This is a genomic window from Micromonospora sp. NPDC048040, from assembly GCF_055587185.1.
In genome coordinates this window covers 73,890-94,465 of sequence record NZ_JBVJGT010000006.1, presented here as the reverse complement: position 1 = coordinate 94,465, position 20,576 = coordinate 73,890, and the positions used below count along the sequence as shown (strand labels likewise).

General features: G+C 75.4%; 15 protein-coding genes. 10 read left to right on the top strand and 5 right to left on the bottom strand.

Features of this window, described 5'->3' with window-relative positions; genetic code table 11:
- Window positions 1-13: 13 nt before the first annotated feature.
- Window positions 14-1,876: a molecular chaperone DnaK gene (gene dnaK, locus ACZ6O2_RS09660; protein WP_350702240.1), complete on the bottom strand. Its 1,863-nt coding sequence runs from the start codon at window positions 1,874-1,876 to the stop codon at window positions 14-16.
- Between the two features lie 220 nt (window positions 1,877-2,096).
- Here dnaK and ACZ6O2_RS09655 point away from each other — a divergent pair, with 220 nt between their 5' ends.
- The 3 genes from ACZ6O2_RS09655 (at window position 2,097) to ACZ6O2_RS09645 (ending at window position 6,957) form a co-directional block, all read left to right on the top strand.
- Window positions 2,097-3,938 (top strand): ABC transporter, encoded by a 1,842-nt coding sequence (locus tag ACZ6O2_RS09655; RefSeq protein ID WP_466022566.1) that lies wholly within the window; start codon window positions 2,097-2,099, stop codon window positions 3,936-3,938.
- Window positions 3,935-5,620: a GTPase gene (locus tag ACZ6O2_RS09650; protein WP_466022565.1), complete on the top strand. Its 1,686-nt coding sequence runs from the start codon at window positions 3,935-3,937 to the stop codon at window positions 5,618-5,620. The genes ACZ6O2_RS09655 and ACZ6O2_RS09650 overlap by 4 nt, the downstream gene beginning before the upstream one ends.
- Window positions 5,621-5,733: 113 nt before the next feature.
- On the top strand, window positions 5,734-6,957 hold the full coding sequence (locus tag ACZ6O2_RS09645; protein WP_466022564.1) for a hypothetical protein: 1,224 nt from the start codon (window positions 5,734-5,736) through the stop codon (window positions 6,955-6,957).
- Window positions 6,958-7,075: 118 nt separating this feature from the next.
- Here ACZ6O2_RS09645 and ACZ6O2_RS09640 read toward each other — a convergent pair whose 3' ends face one another.
- Entirely contained in the window at window positions 7,076-7,666 is a 591-nt protein-coding gene (locus tag ACZ6O2_RS09640) for a phosphatase PAP2 family protein (protein WP_466022563.1), read from the bottom strand.
- Window positions 7,667-7,913: 247 nt separating this feature from the next.
- On the opposite strand from ACZ6O2_RS09640, the gene ACZ6O2_RS09635 reads away from it, so the two are divergent.
- The 7 genes from ACZ6O2_RS09635 (at window position 7,914) to ACZ6O2_RS09605 (ending at window position 18,241) form a co-directional block, all read left to right on the top strand.
- Window positions 7,914-8,429, top strand: a complete 516-nt coding sequence (locus tag ACZ6O2_RS09635) for a hypothetical protein (protein WP_466022562.1) — start codon at window positions 7,914-7,916, stop codon at window positions 8,427-8,429.
- Window positions 8,430-9,225: 796 nt separating this feature from the next.
- The gene (pdhA, locus tag ACZ6O2_RS09630; protein ID WP_350702252.1) at window positions 9,226-10,401 is read left to right on the top strand and encodes a pyruvate dehydrogenase (acetyl-transferring) E1 component subunit alpha; all 1,176 of its coding nucleotides are present in this window, start codon (window positions 9,226-9,228) and stop codon (window positions 10,399-10,401) included.
- The gene (locus ACZ6O2_RS09625) at window positions 10,401-11,390 is read left to right on the top strand and encodes an alpha-ketoacid dehydrogenase subunit beta (protein WP_350702254.1); all 990 of its coding nucleotides are present in this window, start codon (window positions 10,401-10,403) and stop codon (window positions 11,388-11,390) included. The genes pdhA and ACZ6O2_RS09625 overlap by 1 nt, the downstream gene beginning before the upstream one ends.
- A 5-nt stretch (window positions 11,391-11,395) precedes the next feature.
- Complete coding sequence (locus ACZ6O2_RS09620) at window positions 11,396-12,892, top strand: dihydrolipoamide acetyltransferase family protein (protein ID WP_466022654.1); 1,497 nt, start codon at window positions 11,396-11,398, stop codon at window positions 12,890-12,892.
- 222 nt (window positions 12,893-13,114) lie between these two features.
- Window positions 13,115-13,252 carry a hypothetical protein gene (locus tag ACZ6O2_RS09615; RefSeq protein ID WP_165947779.1) on the top strand — a complete coding sequence of 46 codons (138 nt, stop codon included), beginning with the start codon at window positions 13,115-13,117 and terminating at the stop codon, window positions 13,250-13,252.
- A 346-nt stretch (window positions 13,253-13,598) separates the two neighbouring features.
- The gene (locus ACZ6O2_RS09610; protein ID WP_466022561.1) at window positions 13,599-16,286 is read left to right on the top strand and encodes an LppU/SCO3897 family protein; all 2,688 of its coding nucleotides are present in this window, start codon (window positions 13,599-13,601) and stop codon (window positions 16,284-16,286) included.
- Between the two features lie 122 nt (window positions 16,287-16,408).
- Window positions 16,409-18,241 (top strand): NHL domain-containing thioredoxin family protein, encoded by a 1,833-nt coding sequence (locus ACZ6O2_RS09605; protein ID WP_466022560.1) that lies wholly within the window; start codon window positions 16,409-16,411, stop codon window positions 18,239-18,241.
- A 54-nt stretch (window positions 18,242-18,295) separates the two neighbouring features.
- Here the strand turns inward: ACZ6O2_RS09605 and ACZ6O2_RS09600 are convergent, their stop codons facing one another.
- Genes ACZ6O2_RS09600 through ACZ6O2_RS09590 form a run of 3 tightly spaced genes read right to left on the bottom strand, consistent with a single transcriptional unit; the run spans window position 18,296 to window position 20,503 of the window.
- Window positions 18,296-19,045 carry a LamB/YcsF family protein gene (locus ACZ6O2_RS09600; RefSeq protein ID WP_363705987.1) on the bottom strand — a complete coding sequence of 250 codons (750 nt, stop codon included), beginning with the start codon at window positions 19,043-19,045 and terminating at the stop codon, window positions 18,296-18,298.
- The gene (locus ACZ6O2_RS09595; protein ID WP_466022559.1) at window positions 19,029-19,889 is read right to left on the bottom strand and encodes a 5-oxoprolinase subunit C family protein; all 861 of its coding nucleotides are present in this window, start codon (window positions 19,887-19,889) and stop codon (window positions 19,029-19,031) included. The genes ACZ6O2_RS09600 and ACZ6O2_RS09595 overlap by 17 nt, the downstream gene beginning before the upstream one ends.
- Complete coding sequence (locus ACZ6O2_RS09590; RefSeq protein ID WP_466022558.1) at window positions 19,886-20,503, bottom strand: 5-oxoprolinase subunit B family protein; 618 nt, start codon at window positions 20,501-20,503, stop codon at window positions 19,886-19,888. The genes ACZ6O2_RS09595 and ACZ6O2_RS09590 overlap by 4 nt, the downstream gene beginning before the upstream one ends.
- Window positions 20,504-20,576: the final 73 nt, after the last annotated feature.

Here is a 20,576-nt window from a genome sequence, read left to right as displayed (position 1 = left end):
CCGGGACGGACCGTCACTTCTTGTCCTCGTCCACGATCTCCGCGTCGACCACGTCGTCCGCGCCGCCGGCCTGCGCGCCACCGGTCGCCCCGGCGCCCGCCGCACCCGCGGCACCCGGACCGGCCTCGCCCGGCTGCTCGCCCTGCTGGCTGTAGAGCAGCGAACCGGCCTGCTGGGAGACCTGCGCCAGCCGCTCGTGCGCCGACTTGATCTTCTCGATGTCCTGACCACCGAGGGCGCCGCGCAGCTCGCCGAGCGCCTCGTTGATCTGGTCACGGGACTCCGACGGCAGCTTGTCGCCGCTCTCGGCCAGGAACTTCTCGGTCTGCCACTGGAGCGCCTCGGCCAGGTTGCGGGTCTCGGCCTCGTCGCGGCGACGCTTGTCGTCCTCGGCGTGCTCCTCGGCGTCGCGGCGCATGCGCTCGATGTCGTCCTTCGGCAGCGAGGAGCCGCCGGTGATCGTCATCTTCTGCTCCTTGCCGGTGCCGAGGTCCTTGGCGTGGACGTTGACGATGCCGTTGGCGTCGATGTCGAAGGTGACCTCGATCTGCGGCACGCCGCGCGGCGCCGGCGGGAGGCCGGTCAGCTCGAAGGTGCCGAGCTTCTTGTTGTAGGCCGCGATCTCCCGCTCGCCCTGGAACACCTGGATCAGCACCGACGGCTGGTTGTCGTCCGCCGTGGTGAAGACCTCGGAGCGCTTGGTCGGGATGGTGGTGTTGCGCTCGATCAGCTTGGTGAAGATGCCGCCCTTGGTCTCGATGCCCAGGCTCAGCGGGGTCACGTCGAGCAGCAGGACGTCCTTGACCTCGCCCTTGAGCACACCGGCCTGCAGGGCGGCGCCGACGGCGACGACCTCGTCCGGGTTGACGCCCTTGTTGGGCTCCTTGCCGGTGAGCTGCTTGACCAGGTCGGTCACGGCCGGCATGCGGGTCGAGCCGCCGACCAGGATGACGTGCTCGACGTCGGAGACCTTGATGCCGGCGTCCTTCACGGCCTGCTCGAACGGGCCCTTGCAGCGGTCCAGCAGGTCCTGCGTCATCCGCTGGAACTCGGCCCGGCTGAGCGTCACGTCCAGGTGCAGCGGGCCCGCCGCGCCGGCCGTGATGTACGGCAGGTTGATGTTGGTGGTGGTGGCGGCGGACAGCTCGATCTTGGCCTTCTCGGCCGCCTCGCGGAGCCGCTGCAGGGCCATCTTGTCCTGGGCCAGGTCGATGCCGTGCTCGCCCCGGAAGGTCTTCACCAGGTGGTCGATGATGCGCTGGTCCCAGTCGTCACCACCGAGGTCGTTGTCACCGCTGGTCGACTTGACCTCGATGACGCCCTCGGCCAGCTCGAGCAGCGACACGTCGAAGGTGCCGCCGCCGAGGTCGAAGACCAGGACGGTCTGCTCCTTGGAGCCCTTGTCCAGCCCGTACGCCAGGGCCGCCGCGGTCGGCTCGTTCACGATCCGCAGCACGTTGAAGCCGGCGATCTCGCCGGCCTCCTTGGTGGCCTGGCGCTGGCTGTCGTTGAAGTAGGCCGGGACGGTGATCACCGCGTCGGTGATCTGCTCGCCCAGGTACGCCTCGGCGTCCCGCTTGAGCTTCATCAGCGTGCGGGCCGAGATCTCCTGCGGGGTGTACTTCTTGCCGTCGATGTCGACGGACCAGTTGGTGCCGACCTCCCGCTTGACCGAGCGGATCGTCCGGTCCGGGTTGGTCACCGCCTGGCGCTTGGCGACCTCACCGACGAGCACCTCGCCGTTGCGGGCGAACGCGACGATCGACGGGGTCGTCCGCGAGCCCTCAGCGTTGGCGATGACGGTGGGCTCACCGCCCTCCAGGACGCTGACGCAGGAGTTCGTCGTGCCGAGGTCGATACCGACCGCACGTGCCATCTTCGCTTCCTCGCTTCGTGACGTTGTGAGCGCTCGTGGGCACCGCCCTGAGCTGCGTGGCGGGCGTCGCCCGCAGCGACCCCACCACAAGTTGAGTGAACTTGACTCAATAGTGCCACGCCCCCGGAAATCGTCAAGTCGAGGTTGAGCCGACCCGACGCAAGTCACGGGTACTACCGGCCGGTTGTCTTCGCTTGCGTCGGTCGGGCACGCTTTAGCGGTGACGACGCACGGCGACTCCGCCACCCAGGCCGACGCGCCCACCGTCGCAGCCCGCACCGGCTCCGCGGACGCCGGGGAGGACCGGCCCGCCACCACCGGGGACGACAGCCTGCCCGCCGCGCTGGCCGGCCTGCGCGCCGCGATCGGGGCGGCCCGGTTCCCGCTGGCGCTGCCCTCCGCCGAGCCCGCCCGACGGGCCGCCGGGAGCCTCACCGACCAACTCGACGACTACCTGCTGCCCCGGCTGCGCCGGCTCGACGCGCCGCTGCTCGTGGTGGTCGGCGGGTCCACCGGCGCGGGCAAGTCCACCCTCGTCAACAGCCTTGTGCAGGCGCGGGTGAGCGCGGCCGGGGTGCTCCGGCCCACCACCCGCTCCCCGGTGCTGGTGTGCAGCCCGGCCGACTCCGGCTGGTTCCGTCAGGGCGAGCTGCTGCCCGGCCTCACCCGCACCAACGAGCCCAGCGAGGACCCGCACACCCTGCAACTGGTCACCGCCCCCGCCCTGCCGCCCGGGTTGGCCTTCCTCGACGCCCCCGACATCGACTCGGTGGTCGACGCCAACCGGGCCCTGGCCGGCCAGCTCCTGGCCGCCGCCGACCTCTGGCTCTTCGTCACCACCGCCGCCCGCTACGCCGACGCGGTCCCCTGGGAGCTGCTGCGCGGCGCCCGGGCCCGGGGCGCGGTGATCGCCATGGTGCTGGACCGGGTGCCCCCGGAGGCGGCCGACGAGATCGCCGCCCACCTGTCGGAGATGCTCGCCGCGCAGGATCTCGGCGCGGCCCCGCTGTTCGTGCTGCCGGAGACCTGGGTCGACGGGCAGGGCCTGCTGCCCGACCGGGTGACCGCGCCGCTCTCCGCCTGGTTCGCCCGGCTGGCCGCCGACGCCGACGTCCGGGCGGCCGTGGTCCGGCAGACCCTCGACGGCGCACTCGCCGCGCTGCGCCCGGCGGTCGAGGGTCTCGCCGACGCCGCCGACGAGCAGGTGACCGCCGCCGACGCGCTCGACGAGCGGGTGCGGGCGGCGTACCGGGGGGCGCACCGGACCGTCGAGCAGGGGCTGAAGGACGGTCGGCTGCTCCGTGGCGAGGTGCTCGCCCGCTGGCAGGAGTTCGTCGGCACCGGGGAGTTCTTCCGCACGCTGGAGGCCCGGATCGGGCGGCTCCGCGACCGGATGGTGGCCGCCGTCACCGGCCGTCCCGCGCCCGCCTCCGAGCTGCGCGAGGCGATCGAGTCCCAGCTGGTGACCCTGCTGCGCGGCGTCGCCGCCGAGGCGGCGGAGAACGCGTACACCGGGTGGAAGGCGCATCCCGCCGGGGCGGCGCTGCTCGAACCGGGGCTCGCCCACCCCGCCGGCGACCTGCCCGAACGAGCCGAGCGCCTGGTCCGGGAGTGGCAGCGCGGCGTGCTGGAGCTGGTGCGGGTCGAGGGCGGCGACCGGCGCTTCGTGGCCCGCACGGCCGCGTACGCCGTCAACGCCACCGGGCTCGCCGTGATGATCGCCGTGTTCGCCTCGACCGCGTTCATCCCGACCGGGCTGGAGGTCGCCACCGGGGCCGGCACCACGGTCGCCGCGCAGACCGTGCTCCAGGCGGTCTTCGGCGACCAGGCCGTGCGTACGCTCGCCGCCAAGGCCCGGGCCGACCTGCTGGAGCGGGTGCGGGCCCTGCTGGACGACGAGGCCGCCCGCTACCTGGCCCGGACGACGGAGGCCCGGCCCGCCGCGGACACCGCGGAGGCCCTGCGCCGGGCCGGCAACGGGGTGGAGATGGCCCGGCACCGCAGCGGCCTCGCCGACGCGGACGCCGCGCGCCTCCCCGGCACCGAGGGCGGAGGATCATGACGAACATCGTCGGGCGGATGCGCGAGGCGCTCCGTGGTGACCGACAGGTGGACGCCGACGCGCTGATCGCCCGCCTCGACGCCGTACGCCGGTTCCTCGCGGTCGTCGACGGCCACCTGCCGGATTCGCGACTCGTGCCGGCGCACACCCTGGTCGAGCGGGCCGGCACCCGGCTGGCGCTCTCCCGCGACCACACCGTGGTGGCCCTCGCCGGCGCGACCGGCAGCGGCAAGTCCAGCCTGTTCAACGCGCTCGCCCGGATGGAGCTCTCCCCGGTCGGGGTGCGCCGCCCCACCACCGGCGTCACGCACGCCTGCGTCTGGGGGCCGCTCGACGGCGGCAACCGGCTGCTCGACTGGGTCGGCGTGCTGCCCCGGCACCGGTTCGTCCGGGAGAGCGTGCTCGACGGCGACGACGAGTCCGCCCTGCACGGGCTGATCCTGCTCGACCTGCCCGACTTCGACTCGGTGCAGCGGTCCCACCGGCTGGAGGTGGACCGCCTGCTCGGCCTGGTCGACCTCGTGGTCTGGGTGGTCGACCCGCAGAAGTACGCCGACCGCGTCATCCACACCAGCTACCTGCGCGAGTTCCACCGGCACAGGGACGTCACGCTGGTCGTGCTCAACCAGGCCGACCGGCTGCCCCCGGCCGAGCTGCCCCGGGTGCTGGCCGACCTGCGCCGCCTGCTCGACGCGGACGGCCTGGCCGGCGTCCCGCTGCAGGCCACCATCGCCGTGGAACCGGCGGGCATGGTCGGGCTCCGGGAGGCGCTGGAACGGACGGTGGCCGGGCGGCAGGCCGCGCTGCGCCGGCTCCAGGGTGACGTGGACACGGTGGTGGCCGGGCTCGACGAGCTGGTCGGGGGCGGGTCGCCGGCCGCCGGGCCGGACGACGCCGCCGTCGCCGCGCTGCACCGGGCGCTGGCCGGCGCCGCCGGGGTGCCGACGGTCGCCGAGGCGGTCGAGCAGGCGTACCGGCACCGGGGCGCCGCCGCCACCGGCTGGCCGCTGGTCCGGGGCTGGCGGCGGCTGCGGCCCGACCCGCTGCGCCGGCTGCACCTGGCCGGCCCGGCCGGCGAGCGCGACGAGCCGGCGGAGAGCCTGGTCGCCGCGACCTCGGTGCCCGACCCCACCGCCGCGCAACGCTCCGCGCTCGGGCTGGCGATCCGGTCCGTGGCCGACCGGGCCGGGGCGGAACTGCCCGCCTCCTGGCCCGCCGCGGTGACCGCCGCCGCCCGGTCCCGCCTCGGCGACCTGCCGGACGCGCTGGACCGCGCGGTCGCCGGCACCGACCTCGGCATGGACCGGCGGCCGCTCTGGTGGCGGATCGTCGGCGGCCTCCAGTGGCTGGTGACCCTGGCCGCGCTGGCCGGGCTCGCCTGGCTGGCGCTCGGCTACGGGCTGCGCGCGCTGGGCCTGCCGGAGTTGGCCGACCCGACCGTCGGCGAGGTGCCGCTGCCCACCCTGCTGTTCCTCGGCGGCCTGCTCGCCGGGCTGCTGGTGGCGGCCCTGACCAGGCCGGCCGTCCGGTGGGCGGCCCGCCGTGCCCGCCGCCGCGCCGAGCACCGGCTCACCGAGCGGGTGACGACGGTCGGCGAGGAGCAGGTGCTGGCCCCGGTGCGGGCGGTGCTCGCCTCCTACGCCGAGGCCCGGGCCGCCCTGCGGGACGCCGCCGGCCGCTGACCCGGGCACACGTCGGCGGCAGCCGCAGGTCGGCGGTGGTGGGTGTCCACGACGCGGGCGATGCTCGGGTCGCTCGTGCCGTCCGGAGCCGGGCGGCAGCGTAGGGTCGGTGGATGGGAACGCCTCAGACCCCGTACGACGCGGTGCTGCACGCCGCCCGCGACGTGGCCAAGCTGGAGAACGCCCTCGACGCGGAGATGCTCGGCGCGGCCCTGCTCGGCAGCGTCTACGCGGTCGCGGAGACCGACCGCGACAGCGCGGTGCGGGAGTTCGTGGCCGGCTTCCTGGCCGCCACCTCCCGTCGCCGCTCGGCCGCCGCGACCACCGTCCGCTCGGTCTTCGCCGCGCTGGTGCCCGACGCCGAGGGTGCCGCCCGGGTCCGCCCCGGCGCCGCCACCCCCGCCTGGGCCGCCCACCTCGGCCGGGTCCACCTCACCGGCTGCTGGTCCTACGGCGACGTGTACGGCGACCAGACCTCCTACCTGGCGACCTTCGCGTACGACGACCCGGCCGGCGGGCCGGCGCACGCGGTGGTGACGCTGCTCGACCACAACATCGGCATCACCAAGGACGTCTTCGTCGGCGGGCCGCCCGACCGGATCCTCGACCAGGTGCGGCAGATGTGCGCCGGGGACGAGCTGACCTGGTTCCGCGACGAGGAGCCGGCCCGGATGCACGCCGAGGTGGGCCGGCACCTGACGATCACCGACGGCCTGAGCGAGCTGCCCGGGGAGGGCTCGCTGGCCACCGACCGCGCCCTGCTCGGCGCCCGGCTGGCGCGGTTGCCCCACCCCATCCGCGCCGTGCCCGCGCCCGCCGTCGAGCCGCTCTCCGCCGCCGAGCGTACGGAGTTGGTCCGCCGGTTCCTCGCCTCGCCGGAGGCGGCCCGGTTCGGCCTGGACGCCGTCGACGGGGCGGAGCTGGCCTCGCTGCACTTCTGCCTCAGCCTGCTGCTGGACCACGCGGCCAGCTTCCCGGACGCCGACCCGATGCGGTGGAGCCCGACCGTGTCCGGGCTGTTCCTGCTGGACTGGGTGCACCGGCGGGCGGTGCTGGACATGGACGACGCCGCCCTGCTGCCCCGGGTGCTGCGCGGCTGGGCCGCGTATGCCGCCCGCAAGCGCGGTCTGCCGGAGCGGGCGGCGGCGCAGACCGACACGGCGATCGAGGAGATGGTGCCGGAGTTCGCCCGCCTCTACAGCACGGGTGAGCGGCGCAGCCCCGCCACCGCCGCCGTGGCGCAGTTGATGGCCGACGGCGTCGACCCGGACGACCCGGCCGCCCTGGACGCCTGGATCGAGGCCAACCGCCACCGCCTGGCCGACGAGGGCGCCTGACCGATTCCGCGCAAAGTCCGCGTTGATCGTGAGGTCGGCGGCGGTCGGGACGATCCACCCCGCCACCGACCTCGTGGCGGACGGCCGGGTGGGGGCCGGGCGGTGGGCGGAGGACGGGTCAGCGGAGGGGCGCGAAGACGACGCCCGCGATCAGAGCGCCGAGCAGGGCTCCCGCGACCACCTGGGGCACGGTGTGGTCGCGCAGGCGGACCCGGGACCAGCCGACGAGCGCGAGCAGCGGCGCGGTCGCCAGCAGCGCGGCGCCGAACGTCAGCACCAGCACCACCACCGTGCCGGCGGCCACCGCCGAGTGGATCGACATCTTCCACCAGTGACTGACGGCCACGGCGACCACCAGGCCGAGCAGCCCGGCGGCGGCCAGGGCCAGCACCGGACGGGGCGCGCCGAGGACCGCGAGCAGGGCCAGGCCGGCAGCGACCGAGCAGAGGCCGAACAGCAGCGGGACGCGGCGCTGCTCGCGGACGCCCACGTGGTGGTCGGTGAACCGGCCCCGGCGCACCCCGCCGACGATGTACGCGAACGGGATGCCGCTGACGAAGAGCGTGGCGAGCAGCCCCCAGGCCAGCCCGTGCGCGCCCCGGGTGCTGTGCCAGCCGACCGCCACGGTCAGTAGGGAGACCAGCACCGCGGGCGCGGTCAGCTCGGTGACGAGCCGGGCGAGCCGCAGTGTGGGGCCGGGACGCGGCACGGCGTCCGGGCGGGTCGAGGGCCCTGCGCCCGTGCCGTCCGCTCCGCTCAGCGCTCCGCCTCTGCTCCGCCCCGGGCCGCGCCCGGAGCCACCCCGTCCACCCACCGGCGGCCCGACCCGCGCTGCGCCGTCGGGCGGCTCACCTGCCGTCGGCCGTCACCGTACCCGTGGCCGCCCGGCGCCGGCCCGCACTCCGGCGGGCTCGACCGTAAGGCGGGAAGCCACGCCGGTCGGGGACGAGGTCGGCGTGGGACCGGGGGTCGGCGTGGGGTCGGTGGGCGGCGGCGAGCCCGTGCTCGTGGGCGCCGTCGACGGTCCCGGGGTCGGCGAGCCGGTCGCCGTGATCACCGAGGACGGACTCGGCGAGAGGGTCGGCTCGGGCGAGGGCGACGTGGACGGGGAAGGGGACGGGCTCGGTGAGGGCAGCGGAACCGGCCGGCCGCCCGGCGGGCGCGACGGGACCACCGCGGGCGGGGGCGCGGGCCGCACCACCGACCCCGGGCCCGGCGCCGCCACGACCGGCGTACGCGGGGCCGGCGCGGCGGGCCGCCAGGTGCTCGGGGTCGCCACCGCGGGGGACGCGACCGCCGGCTGGTTCGTCGCCGGCACCGGGATCACCACCGGGCCCACGGAGGGCGTGGGCAGGAACGGGGTGCCGCTGTCGGGCAGGGCGCTGCTGCCGACCGTGGCGGAGCCGGTGCTGATCGCGGCGAGGATCGGCATCGACGCGGTGCCGGCGAGCAGCGCCACGGTGAACAGGTAGCCCCGGGGCGGCCCGCCGGACCCGGGCGCCCGGTGGGCGCCCACCAGTCGGCGGTAGCCACCGGCCGCACGGTGCCGACCGAGGAACGGGGCACCGGGGCCTTCGACTGGATCGGACACCGCGCACTCCTCCTCGTTGGCCTCCCGCCGACCGGGCCAGCGGCCGCCCCACTCCGCCCGCGACCACGGCCGCATCGTCGACTCCGGCACCCACGACGACCTGCTGGACGACCGTCGGCTTCGCGACCGTTCGCCGGCCCGACGATCAGCGGGACACCGCGACGGCGTCCGACCCGATCCGCCCGGCGGCACCCACATCGCCGAGAGGAACCGGCAAACCGCCCGACCTGGGCCATCCTCCCGCCAATCAGCCTGCCCAGTGACGCACCGTCAGCCAACCCCCTACCGCGTGTCGACACGCGTATCTGCCCGAACGGTGACGAACCATCGCCGGATCGGCCGCGCGCCAATGGAACGGACACCCGGCGCTTCGTGTAACGAAGCGGGCCGCCCTCCCGGTGCGGGGCGGGCGTACTGTGGGCGCGCTCACGTGTGATGCGAATATGGACCACGACGGCAACGCAGCCTCGACCTCCGCGCACCCCCGCGGCAGGCGCGGCTGGGCGCCGGCGCTCCCGAACCGGGTTCGGCCAAGAATCCGGCTTCACGCCGCGCGGCAACCCCCACCGGGGCTAGGCGCGGCCGCCAGGAACCGGTCCGGCACCAGCCGGACAGGCGCACGAGTTGCGCGGCCGGGTGACCCCCCGGTGCCGACGCAGACAGACAGGGAGAGACGGATGGCAAAGGGCGACCCCGGGGTCTCCAGCCGCGGCCGGCGGGCCGCACCCCGCTCCAGGAAGGGCGCGACCGGCGACCCGCAGCTGGTGCAGTTGCTCACCCCGGAGGGTGAGCGGATCGAGAGCGCGACCGGCCCGGACGGGACGGAGTACCGCGTCGACTTCACCGACGAGGAGTACCGCGGGCTCTACCGCGACCTCGTGCTGGTACGCAAGCTCGACGCCGAGGCCACCGCGTTGCAGCGCCAGGGCGAGCTGGGCCTGTGGGCGAGCCTGCTGGGCCAGGAGGCCGCGCAGGTCGGCTCGGGGCGTGCGCTGCGCACCCAGGACATGGCCTTCCCGACCTACCGGGAGCACGGCGTCCTCTACTGCCGGGGCATCGACCCGATCATGCCGCTCGGCCTGTTCCGGGGCGTCGACCAGGGCGGCTGGGACCCGAACGAGTTCAAGTTCAACATGTACACGATCGTGATCGGGGCACAGACCCTGCACGCGACCGGGTACGCCATGGGCGTCAGCATGGACGGCAAGACCGGGACCGAGGACGGCGAGGCGGTGATCGCCTACTTCGGCGACGGCGCCACCAGCCAGGGCGACGTCAACGAGTCGTTCGTCTGGGCCAGCGTCTTCAACGCCCCCCTGGTGTTCTTCTGCCAGAACAACCAGTACGCCATCTCCGAGCCGCTGGAGCGGCAGACCCGTGTCCCGCTCTACCAGCGGGCGGGCGGCTTCGGCTTCCCCGGGGTGCGGGTGGACGGCAACGACGTGCTCGCGTCGTACGCGGTCACCCGGCACGCGCTGGACAACGCCCGGCTCGGCCAGGGCCCCAGCCTGATCGAGGCCTACACCTACCGGATGGGCGCGCACACCACCTCCGACGACCCGACCCGCTACCGGATCGCCAGCGAGGTCGAGGCCTGGCAGGCCAAGGACCCGATCGCCCGGATGAAGGCGTTCCTGACCCGGCAGCAGATCGCCGACGCGGACTTCTTCGCCGACGTCGACGAGCAGGCCCGCACCGAGTCGGTGCACCTGCGCGAGCGGGTGCTCGCCATGCCCAACCCGGAGCCCGTGACGATGTTCGACCACGTCTACCCCACCGGGTCCCCCGAGCTCGACGAGCAGCGGGCGCAGTTCAGCAGGTACATGGAGTCGTTCGAGGGGAGCGCCCACTGATGGCCACGGAGACGCTCACCCTCGGCAAGGCCCTCAACACCGGCCTGCGCAAGGCCCTGGAGAACGACCCGAAGGTCGTCATCATGGGCGAGGACGTCGGCAAGCTCGGCGGCGTCTTCCGGATCACCGACGGCCTCCAGAAGGACTTCGGCGAGCAGCGGGTGATCGACACCCCGCTCGCCGAGTCCGGCATCATCGGCACCGCGGTCGGCCTCGCCATCCGCGGCTACCGCCCGGTCTGCGAGATCCAGTTCGACGGCTTCGTCTACCCCGCGTACGACCAGATCGTGTCGCAGGTGGCGAAGATGCACTACCGCTCGCAGGGCAAGGTCAAGATCCCGATGGTCATCCGGATCCCCTTCGGCGGCGGTATCGGCGCGGTCGAGCACCACTCGGAGTCGCCGGAGGCGTACTTCGCCCACACCGCCGGCCTCAAGGTGGTGAGCTGCGCCAGCCCGCAGGACGCGTACACGATGATCCAGCAGGCCATCGCCTCGGACGACCCGATCGTGTTCATGGAGCCGAAGCGGCGCTACTGGGAGAAGGGTCCGGTCGAGCTGGACGCCCCGCTGGCCGAGGCGTACCCGCTGCACTCCGCCCGGGTCGCCCGGGCCGGCACTGACGCCACCCTGCTGGCGTACGGGCCGATGGTGCGGACCTGCCTGGACGCGGCGACGGCCGCGGCCGAGGACGGCCGCGAGCTGGAGGTCATCGACCTGCGCACGATCTCCCCGCTGGACCTGACCGCCGCGTACGAGTCGGTGAAGCGCACGGGCCGCTGCGTGGTCGTGCACGAGGCCCCGGGCAACCTGGGCCTGGGCTCGGAGATCGCGGCCCGGATCACCGAGGAGTGCTTCTACTCCCTGGAGTCCCCGGTGTTGCGGGTGACGGGCTTCGACACTCCCTACCCGGCCTCGCGGGTGGAGGAGGAGTACCTTCCCGACCTCGACCGGGTGCTCGACGCCGTCGACCGCACCTTCGGCTGGTGAGCGGCATGTCGCGGATCAAGGAGTTCAACCTTCCCGACCTGGGCGAGGGCCTGACCGAGGGCGAGATCCTCGCCTGGCTGGTCAAGGTCGGCGACGTCATCGAGCTGAACCAGCCGATCGTCGAGGTGGAGACGGCCAAGGCGGCCGTCGAGATCCCGGCGAAGTGGGCCGGCCAGGTGCAGGCGATCTTCCACCCGGAGGGGACCACGGTCGAGGTCGGCACGCCGATCATCGCGATCGACACCGACCCGGGCGCCGGGCCGATCGAGGCGTCGACGACCGGTGCGCCGGCCGCCGACCTGCCCGCCCCATCGGCGGCGTCGCTGGCCGCGGTCGAGGTGGCGCCGGCCGAGGGCGCGGTCGAGCCGGGCCTGATCGGCGGTCCGGCCCCGGGTGGGCGTACCGCCGTGCTGGTGGGCTACGGCCCGCGGACCACGGCCGCCAAGCGGCGCCCGCGCAAGGGCGGCACCCCGGTGCCGGCGCAGGCGGCGGCCCCGGCCGCTCCGCCGGCCCCGGCCGCTCCGGTGGCTCCGGCCGCTCCGGTGGCTCCGGCCGCTCCGGTCGCGCCGGCGCCGATCGCGCCGTCGAACGGCCACGGCCGGGCCGGCGGCCCGGTGCTGGCCAAGCCTCCGGTCCGCAAGCTCGCCAAGGACCTCGGCGTCGACCTGTCCGCGCTGACCGGCTCGGGCCCGCTGGGCTCGATCACCCGGGAGGACGTGCAGCGGGCGGCGAGTGGGACCCCGGCGGCGGCCGAGCCGCTGACGGTGGCGACCCCGGCCACGGCGGCGGCGAGCTTCGGCGCGGACCGCGAGCAGCGCATCCCGGTCAAGGGGGTACGCAAGCTCACCGCTGAGAACATGTCCCGCTCGGCGTTCACCGCCCCGCACGTGACGGAGTTCCTGACCGTCGACGTGACCCGGGCGATGAAGGCCCTGGACCGGCTCCGCGGCCGGCGGGAGTGGCGCGACGTGCGGGTCTCGCCGCTGCTGCTGGTCGCCAAGGCGGTGCTGCTGGCGGTCAGGCGCCACCCGATGGTCAACTCGACCTGGGCCGGCGACGAGATCGTGGTCAAGGACTACGTCAACCTGGGCATCGCGGCGGCCACCGAACGGGGGCTGATCGTGCCGAACATCAAGGACGCCGGCCGGCTCTCGCTGCGCGAGTTGGCGGACGCGATGACCGACCTGGTGCAGACGGCCAAGGCGGGGAAGACCTCCCCGGCCGACATGTCCGGCGGCACGCTGACGATCACCAACGTGGGTGTCTTCGGCGTGGACACGGGCACGCCGATCCTGCCCCCGGGCGAGTCGGCGATCCTGGCCTTCGGCGCCGTACGCGAGATGCCCTGGGTGCACAAGGGCAAGGTCCGCCCGCGCCAGGTCACCACGCTGGGCCTGTCGTTCGACCACCGGATCATCGACGGCGAGTTGGGCTCGAAGTTCCTGCGTGACATCGGGGACTTCCTGGCCGACCCGGAGGCGGCGCTGCTCGCCTGGACCTGACGGGTCTCGACACCAGCCACGGCCGGTGTGCCTCGGGTGAACGCCCGGCACACCGGCCGTGTCCGTTGGGATACAGAAACATCGGCTCCCGGGGCGGTTTGACCTTCGATTGTTCGGCTCGTGTCCCAGCTCACCTAATAATCGATGGAAGTTGGGGCCGTTCTGAGGTTCAATAGAGACATCAAGGGGCTGACAACCGAATAGCCAGGAGGAGAGACCACCATGAGCATGATCGAGCGAATCCGTAACCGCCGCGACGCCAACCGCCGCGCCCGTGCCATCGAGCACGCGCTGCGCTCCGCCAACTCGCCCGCGGTCCGCGAAGAGATCCTCGCCATCGCCCAGCGTCACATGAGCTGACGCCCAGATCGTTCCTCACCTCCTCCAGATCGATGGCCCGCCCGGTCCGCCCGGGCGGGCCATCGGCGTTTCACACCCATTGACACCGGGATTCCACCTCGCCGCAGCGCCCGGTACGGTGGGCTTCGGTCGTCGTCCGCCGACCGGGAGCAGGTCGAGTCGATAGAAGCCGCTCGACACCGCCCGGCCACAGGGAGTGACGGCCGGTGCTCCCCGGAAGCCCTCGGGCAGTCACCGGATACGGTGCGGGGAGCCGGCACGGTCGGCACACCGGCGACGCCGGCCACCATGCCGAGCAGACCGATCGGCAGCGGCGGCCGACAGGTGATGGAGGAGGCGCACACGCATGACGTCCGAGGGCACGCACCACCCCGGCCAGCAGCCGGACGAGGTGTCGCCGGGCGCCGGCGGACCGGCGCCGTACGGCGACCGCCCGGCGCAGCAGGGCAACGGCTACGGCGGTGCCCCCGACCTGGGCTGGGCGCCCCCGCCACCGTCCGGGCAGCCGAACCCTCCCGCCTGGGCCAACCAGAACGAGCAGCAGGCGGCCCCCGCCTGGGGCACCGGCCAGGCTCCGCAGCAGGCCGACCCCGCCCCGCCCGCCTCCTGGGGACCCCCCGGCGGGTCCCCACAGCCGGCGTGGGCCGGCGCGCCGGGAGAGCAGCCCGGTCCCGCATGGGCCGCCGCCGCCCCGCCGCACGCCGCCCCCGACCAGCCCGCCTGGGCCCAGGCCGAGCAGCCCTCCCCGGCGTGGGCGCAGCCCGAGCCCGCCGCGCGCGGCGCCGCCCAGGTCCCGCAGGCCGCCCCGGCCCCGCAGCCCTGGCCCGCCCAGGACGACCCCGCCCGCTCCGGCGGCTGGAACACCGAGCCCCCGCAGGACCCCACCCGCTCCGGCGGCTGGACCGCCGGGCAGCAGCAGGACGACCCGAACCGCTCCGGCGGCTGGACGGCCGGACAGCAGGACGACCAGGCCCGCTCCAGCGGCTGGGCCGACGACGCCACCCCCGACGACCGGCCCCGGCAGGACGGCTGGGCCGCCCAGCAGGATGACCCGAACCGTTCCGGTGGCTGGGTGGGCGGCGTCCCGCAGGACGAGCAGGCGTCCCCGGCGTGGGCGCAGCCCGAGCCCGCCGCGCGCGGCGCCGCCCAGGTCCCGCAGGCCGCCCCGGCCCCGCAGCCCTGGCCCGCCCAGGACGACCCCGCCCGCTCCGGCGGCTGGAACACCGAACCCCCGCAGGACCCCACCCGCTCCGGCGGCTGGACCGCCGGGCAGCAGCAGGGCGACGAGTGGCCGGGCCGGGACGAGCCGGCCTCGACCCGAGGCGCGGCCTCGGTGCCGCAGCAGCCCGAGGACCCGAACGGCTGGGGCACCTCCGCACCGACCTCCACCCCACCCGGCCGGGCGGGCGTTCCCGCGTCCGGCGACGGCGGGACGCCGCCGTGGGGTCCCGCGGCCGAGAGCCTGCCGCAGCGGGTCGGCGGCCCGGCCGTACCGGACGTCGAGCCGTGGTCGGCGGACGAGGCGTGGGGCCGCGCCGGGGCGGGCGAGCCCGCCGCCAACCGGGCCGGCAACGGCTGGGAGACGGACCGCGCCGAGGAGCCGCCGATCTACCAGCCCCCTCCGGGCCCCGGCATCTCGCCGGCCAACGCGGTGCCGCTGCCGCCCCAGGAGCAGCGGGTGCCCGGCGCCAGCCTGGCCGCCGCCCCGCCGGCCGACTACGTTCCGCCGGCCCAGTTCGCGCCCGAGCAGTCCGCCCGGGAGGGCGGTGTGCCGGCGTACGGGCAGGAGCAGCCGGGCTGGGCGCAGGCCGGCTCCCGGCACGAGGAGCCGCAGTCCACCGCCGGGCCGGTGGTGCCCGCTCCGCGTACCTCGCCGGAGGGTGCCGAGGGGGCGGCCGGCAGCGTCTCGGCGAGCGCCGCGGTGCCGCTGGCCAGCCGGGTGATGCCGCCGGCCGACCAGCCCCTGCAGTCGGGTGGCACCCCCGCGCCGCAGCCTCGGGTGTACGGCCGGCCGGCTCGCCCGGAGCCAGCGGACGAACCGGCGCAGGACGAGCCGCACGGGCACCGGCCGGAGCAGGCGCCGCCGCCGCGGTTCGACCAGGGGCCCGAGACGCGGTTCGACCAGGACACGCGATTCGGCCAGGGCCCGGACGCGCGGTTCGGCCAGGGCCCGGACGCCCGGTTCGACCAGGACACGCGATTCGGCCAGGGCCCGGACGCCCGGTTCGACCAGGGTCCCGACGGCCGGTTCGACCAGGACACGCGGTTCGACCGGGCTCCGGAGCCGCGCTTCGACCAGGGGCCGGAGCCCCGCTTCGACGACCGGGACCAGGGAACTGCCGCCTTCGGCGCCGCCACTCCCGTCGCGCCCGCGTCGCCGGCCGCGCCCCCGGCCTTCCCGCCGGGCGTGCCGTCCTTCGTCGACGCGCCGGCCAACGGCCGGCCCGTCAACGGGGTCCGGCCGCACGATGGCGCGGACCGCCCCGCCGAGCACTTCGGCGCCCCGGCCGCCGGCGCCGCTGGCGGCGCGGCACCCGGCTACGGGCCCGCCCCGATGGCCGACTCCGCACCAGGCGACGCCTTCCCGCCGGCGTTCCCGCCGCCCGGGCAGCAGCCCGGCCCGTCCTCCTGGGACCAGGGCGCTCCGGAACAGGACCAGGGCCGGTTCGACTCGTTCAAGCCCATCGCGGAGCCGAAGACCGAGGCGCCCACGCCCAAGGTACGCAACGGGCGGGTGCTCGCCGCGGTGCTCGTCGCCGCGGTGCTGATCCTGGCGGTGCCGCTGGGCCTGCTCATGCTGCTCGGCAAGGTCGGCGGCACGGAGGAGGCCCCGGCCTTCGACCCGGCGGTCGGCAGCTGCGTCAAGCAGTCGGGCGAGGGCGCGGCGGCGGCGAACTGCGGTGAGGCGGGTGCCTTCACCGTGGTCTCCAAGGTGGACGCGAAGGACAAGTGCGCCGACCCGGCCCAGCCGCACGTGGTGCTCCCCGGCGACGGGGCGAACCGGGTGCTCTGCCTGAAGCCGGCCGGCAAGTAGCCACAGCACGGGGGCGGGGCCACGGGAGACCGTGGTCCCGCCCCCGTTTCGCCGGTGGGATGTGATCGAGCCCGCGCGGGGTGCCGCCCGGCCCGACCCGCCGCGTCCGGCAGACTGGGCTCATGAGCGCACGAGTACGGGCCCCCGAGCTGCGCGGTCGAGGCTGGCTGAACACCGGCGGGCGGGACCTGAGGCTGTCCGATCTGCGCGGCAAGATCGTGATCGCCGACTTCTGGACCTTCTGCTGCATCAACTGCCTGCACGTGCTCGACGAGTTGCGCCCGCTCGAGGAGAAGTACGGCGACGTGCTCGTCGTGATCGGCGTGCACTCGCCCAAGTTCGAGCACGAGAAGGACCCGGACGCGCTGGCCGCCGCCGTGGAGCGGTACGGCGTCCACCACCCGGTGCTCGACGACCCCGAGCTGGACATGTGGCAGCAGTACGCGGCCCGCGCCTGGCCCACCCTGTCGGTGATCGACCCCGAGGGCTACGTGGTGGCGACCATGGCCGGCGAGGGCCACGCCGAAGGGCTCGCGCGTCTCATCGACGACCTGATCGCCACCCACGAGGCGAAGGGCACCCTGCACCGGGGCGACGGCCCGTACGTGCCGCCGGCCGAGCCGGAGACCACGCTGCGCTTCCCCGGCAAGGCGGTGCTGCTGGAGAACGGCAACCTGCTGGTGTCGGACTCGGCCCGGCACTCGCTGGCCGAGCTGGCCCCGGACGGGGAGACGCTGGTCCGCCGGATCGGCGCCGGCACCCGGGGGCGGGCCGACGGTCCGGCCGGGGCGGCCACCTTCTCCGAACCGCAGGGGCTCTGCCTGCTGCCCGCGCACGCCGCCGAGGTGGCCGGCTACGACCTGGTCGTCGCCGACACGGTCAACCACCTGCTGCGGGGCGTACGCCTGGCGGACGGGGAGGTGGTCACGGTCGCGGGCACCGGTCGGCAGTGGCGCTCCACGGTCGACGACCACGCGCACGACGCGCTCTCGGTCGACCTCTCCTCCCCCTGGGACCTGGCCTGGTACGACGACAGGGTCGTCATCGCGATGGCCGGCATCCACCAGCTCTGGTGGTTCGACCCGGTGAAGCGCACCGCCGGCATGTACGCGGGCACGACGGTGGAGGCGCTGCGCGACGGCCCGCTGGCCGAGGCGTGGATGGCGCAGCCGTCCGGCCTCTCGGTCTCGGCCGACGGCGCGCGGCTCTGGATCGCCGACAGCGAGACCAGCGCGATCCGGTACGTCGAGAACGACGTCATGGGCACCGCCGTCGGGCAGGGGCTCTTCGACTTCGGCCACGTGGACGGGCCGGCGTCCTCGGCGCTGCTCCAGCACCCGCTGGGCGTGTGCGCGCTGCCGGACGGCTCCGTGCTGATCGCCGACACGTACAACGGGGCGGTCCGCCGCTACGACCCGGAGGACGATCGGGTCTCGACGGTCGCCGACGGGCTCGCCGAGCCGAGCGACCTCGTGCTGACGCCGGCCGGCGAGGTGCTGGTGGTGGAGTCCGCCGCGCACCGGCTGACCCGGCTGGCGCCGGGCGCGCTCTCCGCCGCGGGGGCGAGCACCGTGGACGGCCCTCGGCACCGCACCGAGCGCAAGCCCACCGACCTGGCCGCCGGCGAGGTGACGCTGGACGTCGTCTTCACCCCCGCGCCGGGGCAGAAGCTGGACGAGACGTACGGCCCGTCGACGCGGCTGGTGGTCTCCGCGTCCCCGCCCGAGCTGCTGTTGGAGGGCGCCGGCACCGGCACGGAGCTGTCCCGCCGGCTGGTGGTGAACGGCGACGTGGCCGGCGGCGTGCTCCAGGTGACCGCCCAGGCGGCGACCTGCGACGCGGACGTCGAGCACGCGGCCTGCCACCTGACCCGCCAGGACTGGGGTGTCCCGGTCCGGGTGGTCGACGGCGCCGCCGCCCGGCTCCCGCTGGTCCTCCGCGGCCTCGACGCCTGACCCGGTCGCGCTCGGCGTCAGGACGGCCTTCCCGCTGAGGCAGGCGTACGGCTGCTACGCGAACGGGGTGAGCGGCACCCCCGCGTCGATCAGGGCGGCGCGGACCAGCTCGGCGCAACGGACCGCGCCGGGGGCGTCGCCGTGCAGGCAGATCGACTCGACCGGGCACGGGACGACGCTGCCGTCGACGGCGACGACGGTCCGCTCGGTGGCCATCCGGACGGCCCGCGCGGCCACCTCCTCCGGGTCGGTGACCAGCGCGCCGGGGGCGGTGCGCGGCACCAGCGAGCCGTTGGGCAGGTAGCCCCGGTCGGCGAAGCCCTCGGCGACCACCCGCAGGCCCGCCCCGGCGGCGAGCTGGGCGAGGACCGAGCCGGGCGAGCAGAGCAGCGGCAACCGGTCGTCGTAGTCGCCGACCGCCGCGACCAGCGCCGCCGCCTGGGCCTCGTCGCAGGCGGCGGCGTGGTAGAGCGCCCCGTGCGGCTTGAGGTAACGGACCCGGCTGCCGAACACCCGGCAGAACGCGTCGAGGGCGCCGAGCTGGTAGGTGACCTCGTCGCGCAGCTCCGCGAAGGCGTACGCGATGTGTCGCCGGCCGAAGCCGGCAAGATCGCGGTAGCCGACCTGGGCGCCGACGGCGACCCCGCGTCCGGTGGCGGCCTCGCAGACCCGGCGCATCGTGGACGCGTCGCCGGCGTGGAATCCGCAGGCGACGTTGGCGGAGGTGACCAGGTCCAGCAGCGCGGTGTCGTCGCCGAGCCGCCAGATGCCGAATCCCTCGCCGAGGTCAGCGTTGAGGTCCATGGAACCTGACCGTAGTCCCTGGGCGCGCCTGCGCGAGGGGGGTCACGTCGTCCACCACCCCGACGACGGGGTACCCGCCGGTGGTCGGATGGTCGGCGAGGAAGATCAGCGGCTGGCCGTCCGCCGGCACCTGCACCGCGCCGAGCACGATTCCCTCGCTGGGCAGTTCCCCGGCCACCGCGCGGGGCAGCACCGCGCCGGTGAGTCGCGCGCCGACCCGGTTGCTCACCGGGCTCACCGCGTACGCGGTGCCGAACAGCCGGTCCAGCGCCGCCGGGGTGAACCAGTCGTCGCGGGGGCCGAGCCGCAGCGTCAGCCGCAGCTCGGTCGGCGCCGGCGCCACGACGGTGATGTCGACCGGGGCGGGTGGCCCGGTCGGCGCGCCCAGGGGCAGCAGGTCGCCGTCGCGCAGCGGCGGCGGGCCGAGCCCGGAGAGCGTGTCGGTGGCCCGGCTGCCGAGCACCGGCTCGACGGCGATCCCGCCGCCGACCGCGAGCCAGTTGCGCAGGCCGTCGCGGGGCGGGTCGATCCGCAGCACGGCGCCCGCCGGCACCGACAGCGGCCGTCCCACGTCCCCGAAACGGCGGCCGACCCGGACGGCGGTGGCCGTCCCCGTCACCGCGACCGTCGCGGCGCGGGGGAACCGCAGCTCGCAGCCGGTCAACGTGATCTCCAGGCCGGCGGCGGACTCCGGGTTGCCGACGAGGCGGTTGGCCAGCCGCAGCGCCGCCGGGTCGAGCGCGCCCGACCGGGGCACGCCCAGGTGCGCCCACCCGGCCCGGCCGAGGTCCTGGACGGTGGTCAGCGCCCCGGCGCGGAGCACCTCGACCGCCGGCCCGGTCACGCGGCCACCAGGCGCACCTCGGTGCCGGGGGTGAGCCGGGCCGGCGGGTCCGCGTGCACGTCGAAGAGGGCCGCGCCGGTCCGCCCGACCAGCAGCCAGCCGCCGGGCGAGGCCGCCGGATAGATCCCCGCGTACGGGCCGGCCAGGGCGACGGAGCCGGCCGGCACCCGGGGGCGCGGGGTGGGCAGCCGGGGCACCGCCAGCGCGGCGGGGAGCCCGGTGAGGTAGGCGAACCCGGGGGCGAAGCCGCAGAAGGCCACCCGGAAGGCGGTACGTGTCAGCCGCTCGACCACCGCCGGCACGTCCACGCTCCAGTGGCCGGCGACGACGGACAGGTCCTCCCCGTCGTACGTGACGGGGACCTCGACCGTTTCGCCGGCGGCCGTGCCGGCGGGGGCGGGTGGGCGGGGTGCCCAGGTGGCGATTCGCGCGGCGGTCGCGGCAGGGTCGGGCACGCCGTCGAGCAGGACGGTGGTGGCCGCCGGCACGATCTCGACGGCGCTCAGCTCGCCGCGTTCGCGCCGCCGCCACAGCGTTGCCCGCCATCCCTCCACCTGGTCGGCGTCGTCACAGTCGATCAGCAGGGCGTGCGCCCCGACGGGTCGGATCCGCATCCCGCCATACTCCACGACCGACCCGGGGCACCAGGGTCGCCGGTCGCCATCTCGCGTGACCGGACGCACTACT

Bases quoted from the DNA above. Each gene is read 5' to 3' on its own strand.
- dnaK (WP_350702240.1), bottom strand. From the start codon at position 1,876: ATGGCACGTGCGGTCGGTATCGACCTCGGCACGACGAACTCCTGCGTC.
- ACZ6O2_RS09650 (WP_466022565.1), top strand. From the start codon at position 3,935: ATGACGAACATCGTCGGGCGGATGCGCGAGGCGCTCCGTGGTGACCGA.
- ACZ6O2_RS09645 (WP_466022564.1), top strand. From the start codon at position 5,734: ATGGGAACGCCTCAGACCCCGTACGACGCGGTGCTGCACGCCGCCCGC.
- pdhA (WP_350702252.1), top strand. From the start codon at position 9,226: ATGGCAAAGGGCGACCCCGGGGTCTCCAGCCGCGGCCGGCGGGCCGCA.
- ACZ6O2_RS09625 (WP_350702254.1), top strand. From the start codon at position 10,401: ATGGCCACGGAGACGCTCACCCTCGGCAAGGCCCTCAACACCGGCCTG.
- ACZ6O2_RS09620 (WP_466022654.1), top strand. From the start codon at position 11,396: ATGTCGCGGATCAAGGAGTTCAACCTTCCCGACCTGGGCGAGGGCCTG.
- ACZ6O2_RS09615 (WP_165947779.1), top strand. From the start codon at position 13,115: ATGAGCATGATCGAGCGAATCCGTAACCGCCGCGACGCCAACCGCCGC.
- ACZ6O2_RS09610 (WP_466022561.1), top strand. From the start codon at position 13,599: ATGACGTCCGAGGGCACGCACCACCCCGGCCAGCAGCCGGACGAGGTG.
- ACZ6O2_RS09605 (WP_466022560.1), top strand. From the start codon at position 16,409: ATGAGCGCACGAGTACGGGCCCCCGAGCTGCGCGGTCGAGGCTGGCTG.
- ACZ6O2_RS09600 (WP_363705987.1), bottom strand. From the start codon at position 19,045: ATGGACCTCAACGCTGACCTCGGCGAGGGATTCGGCATCTGGCGGCTC.
- ACZ6O2_RS09590 (WP_466022558.1), bottom strand. From the start codon at position 20,503: ATGCGGATCCGACCCGTCGGGGCGCACGCCCTGCTGATCGACTGTGAC.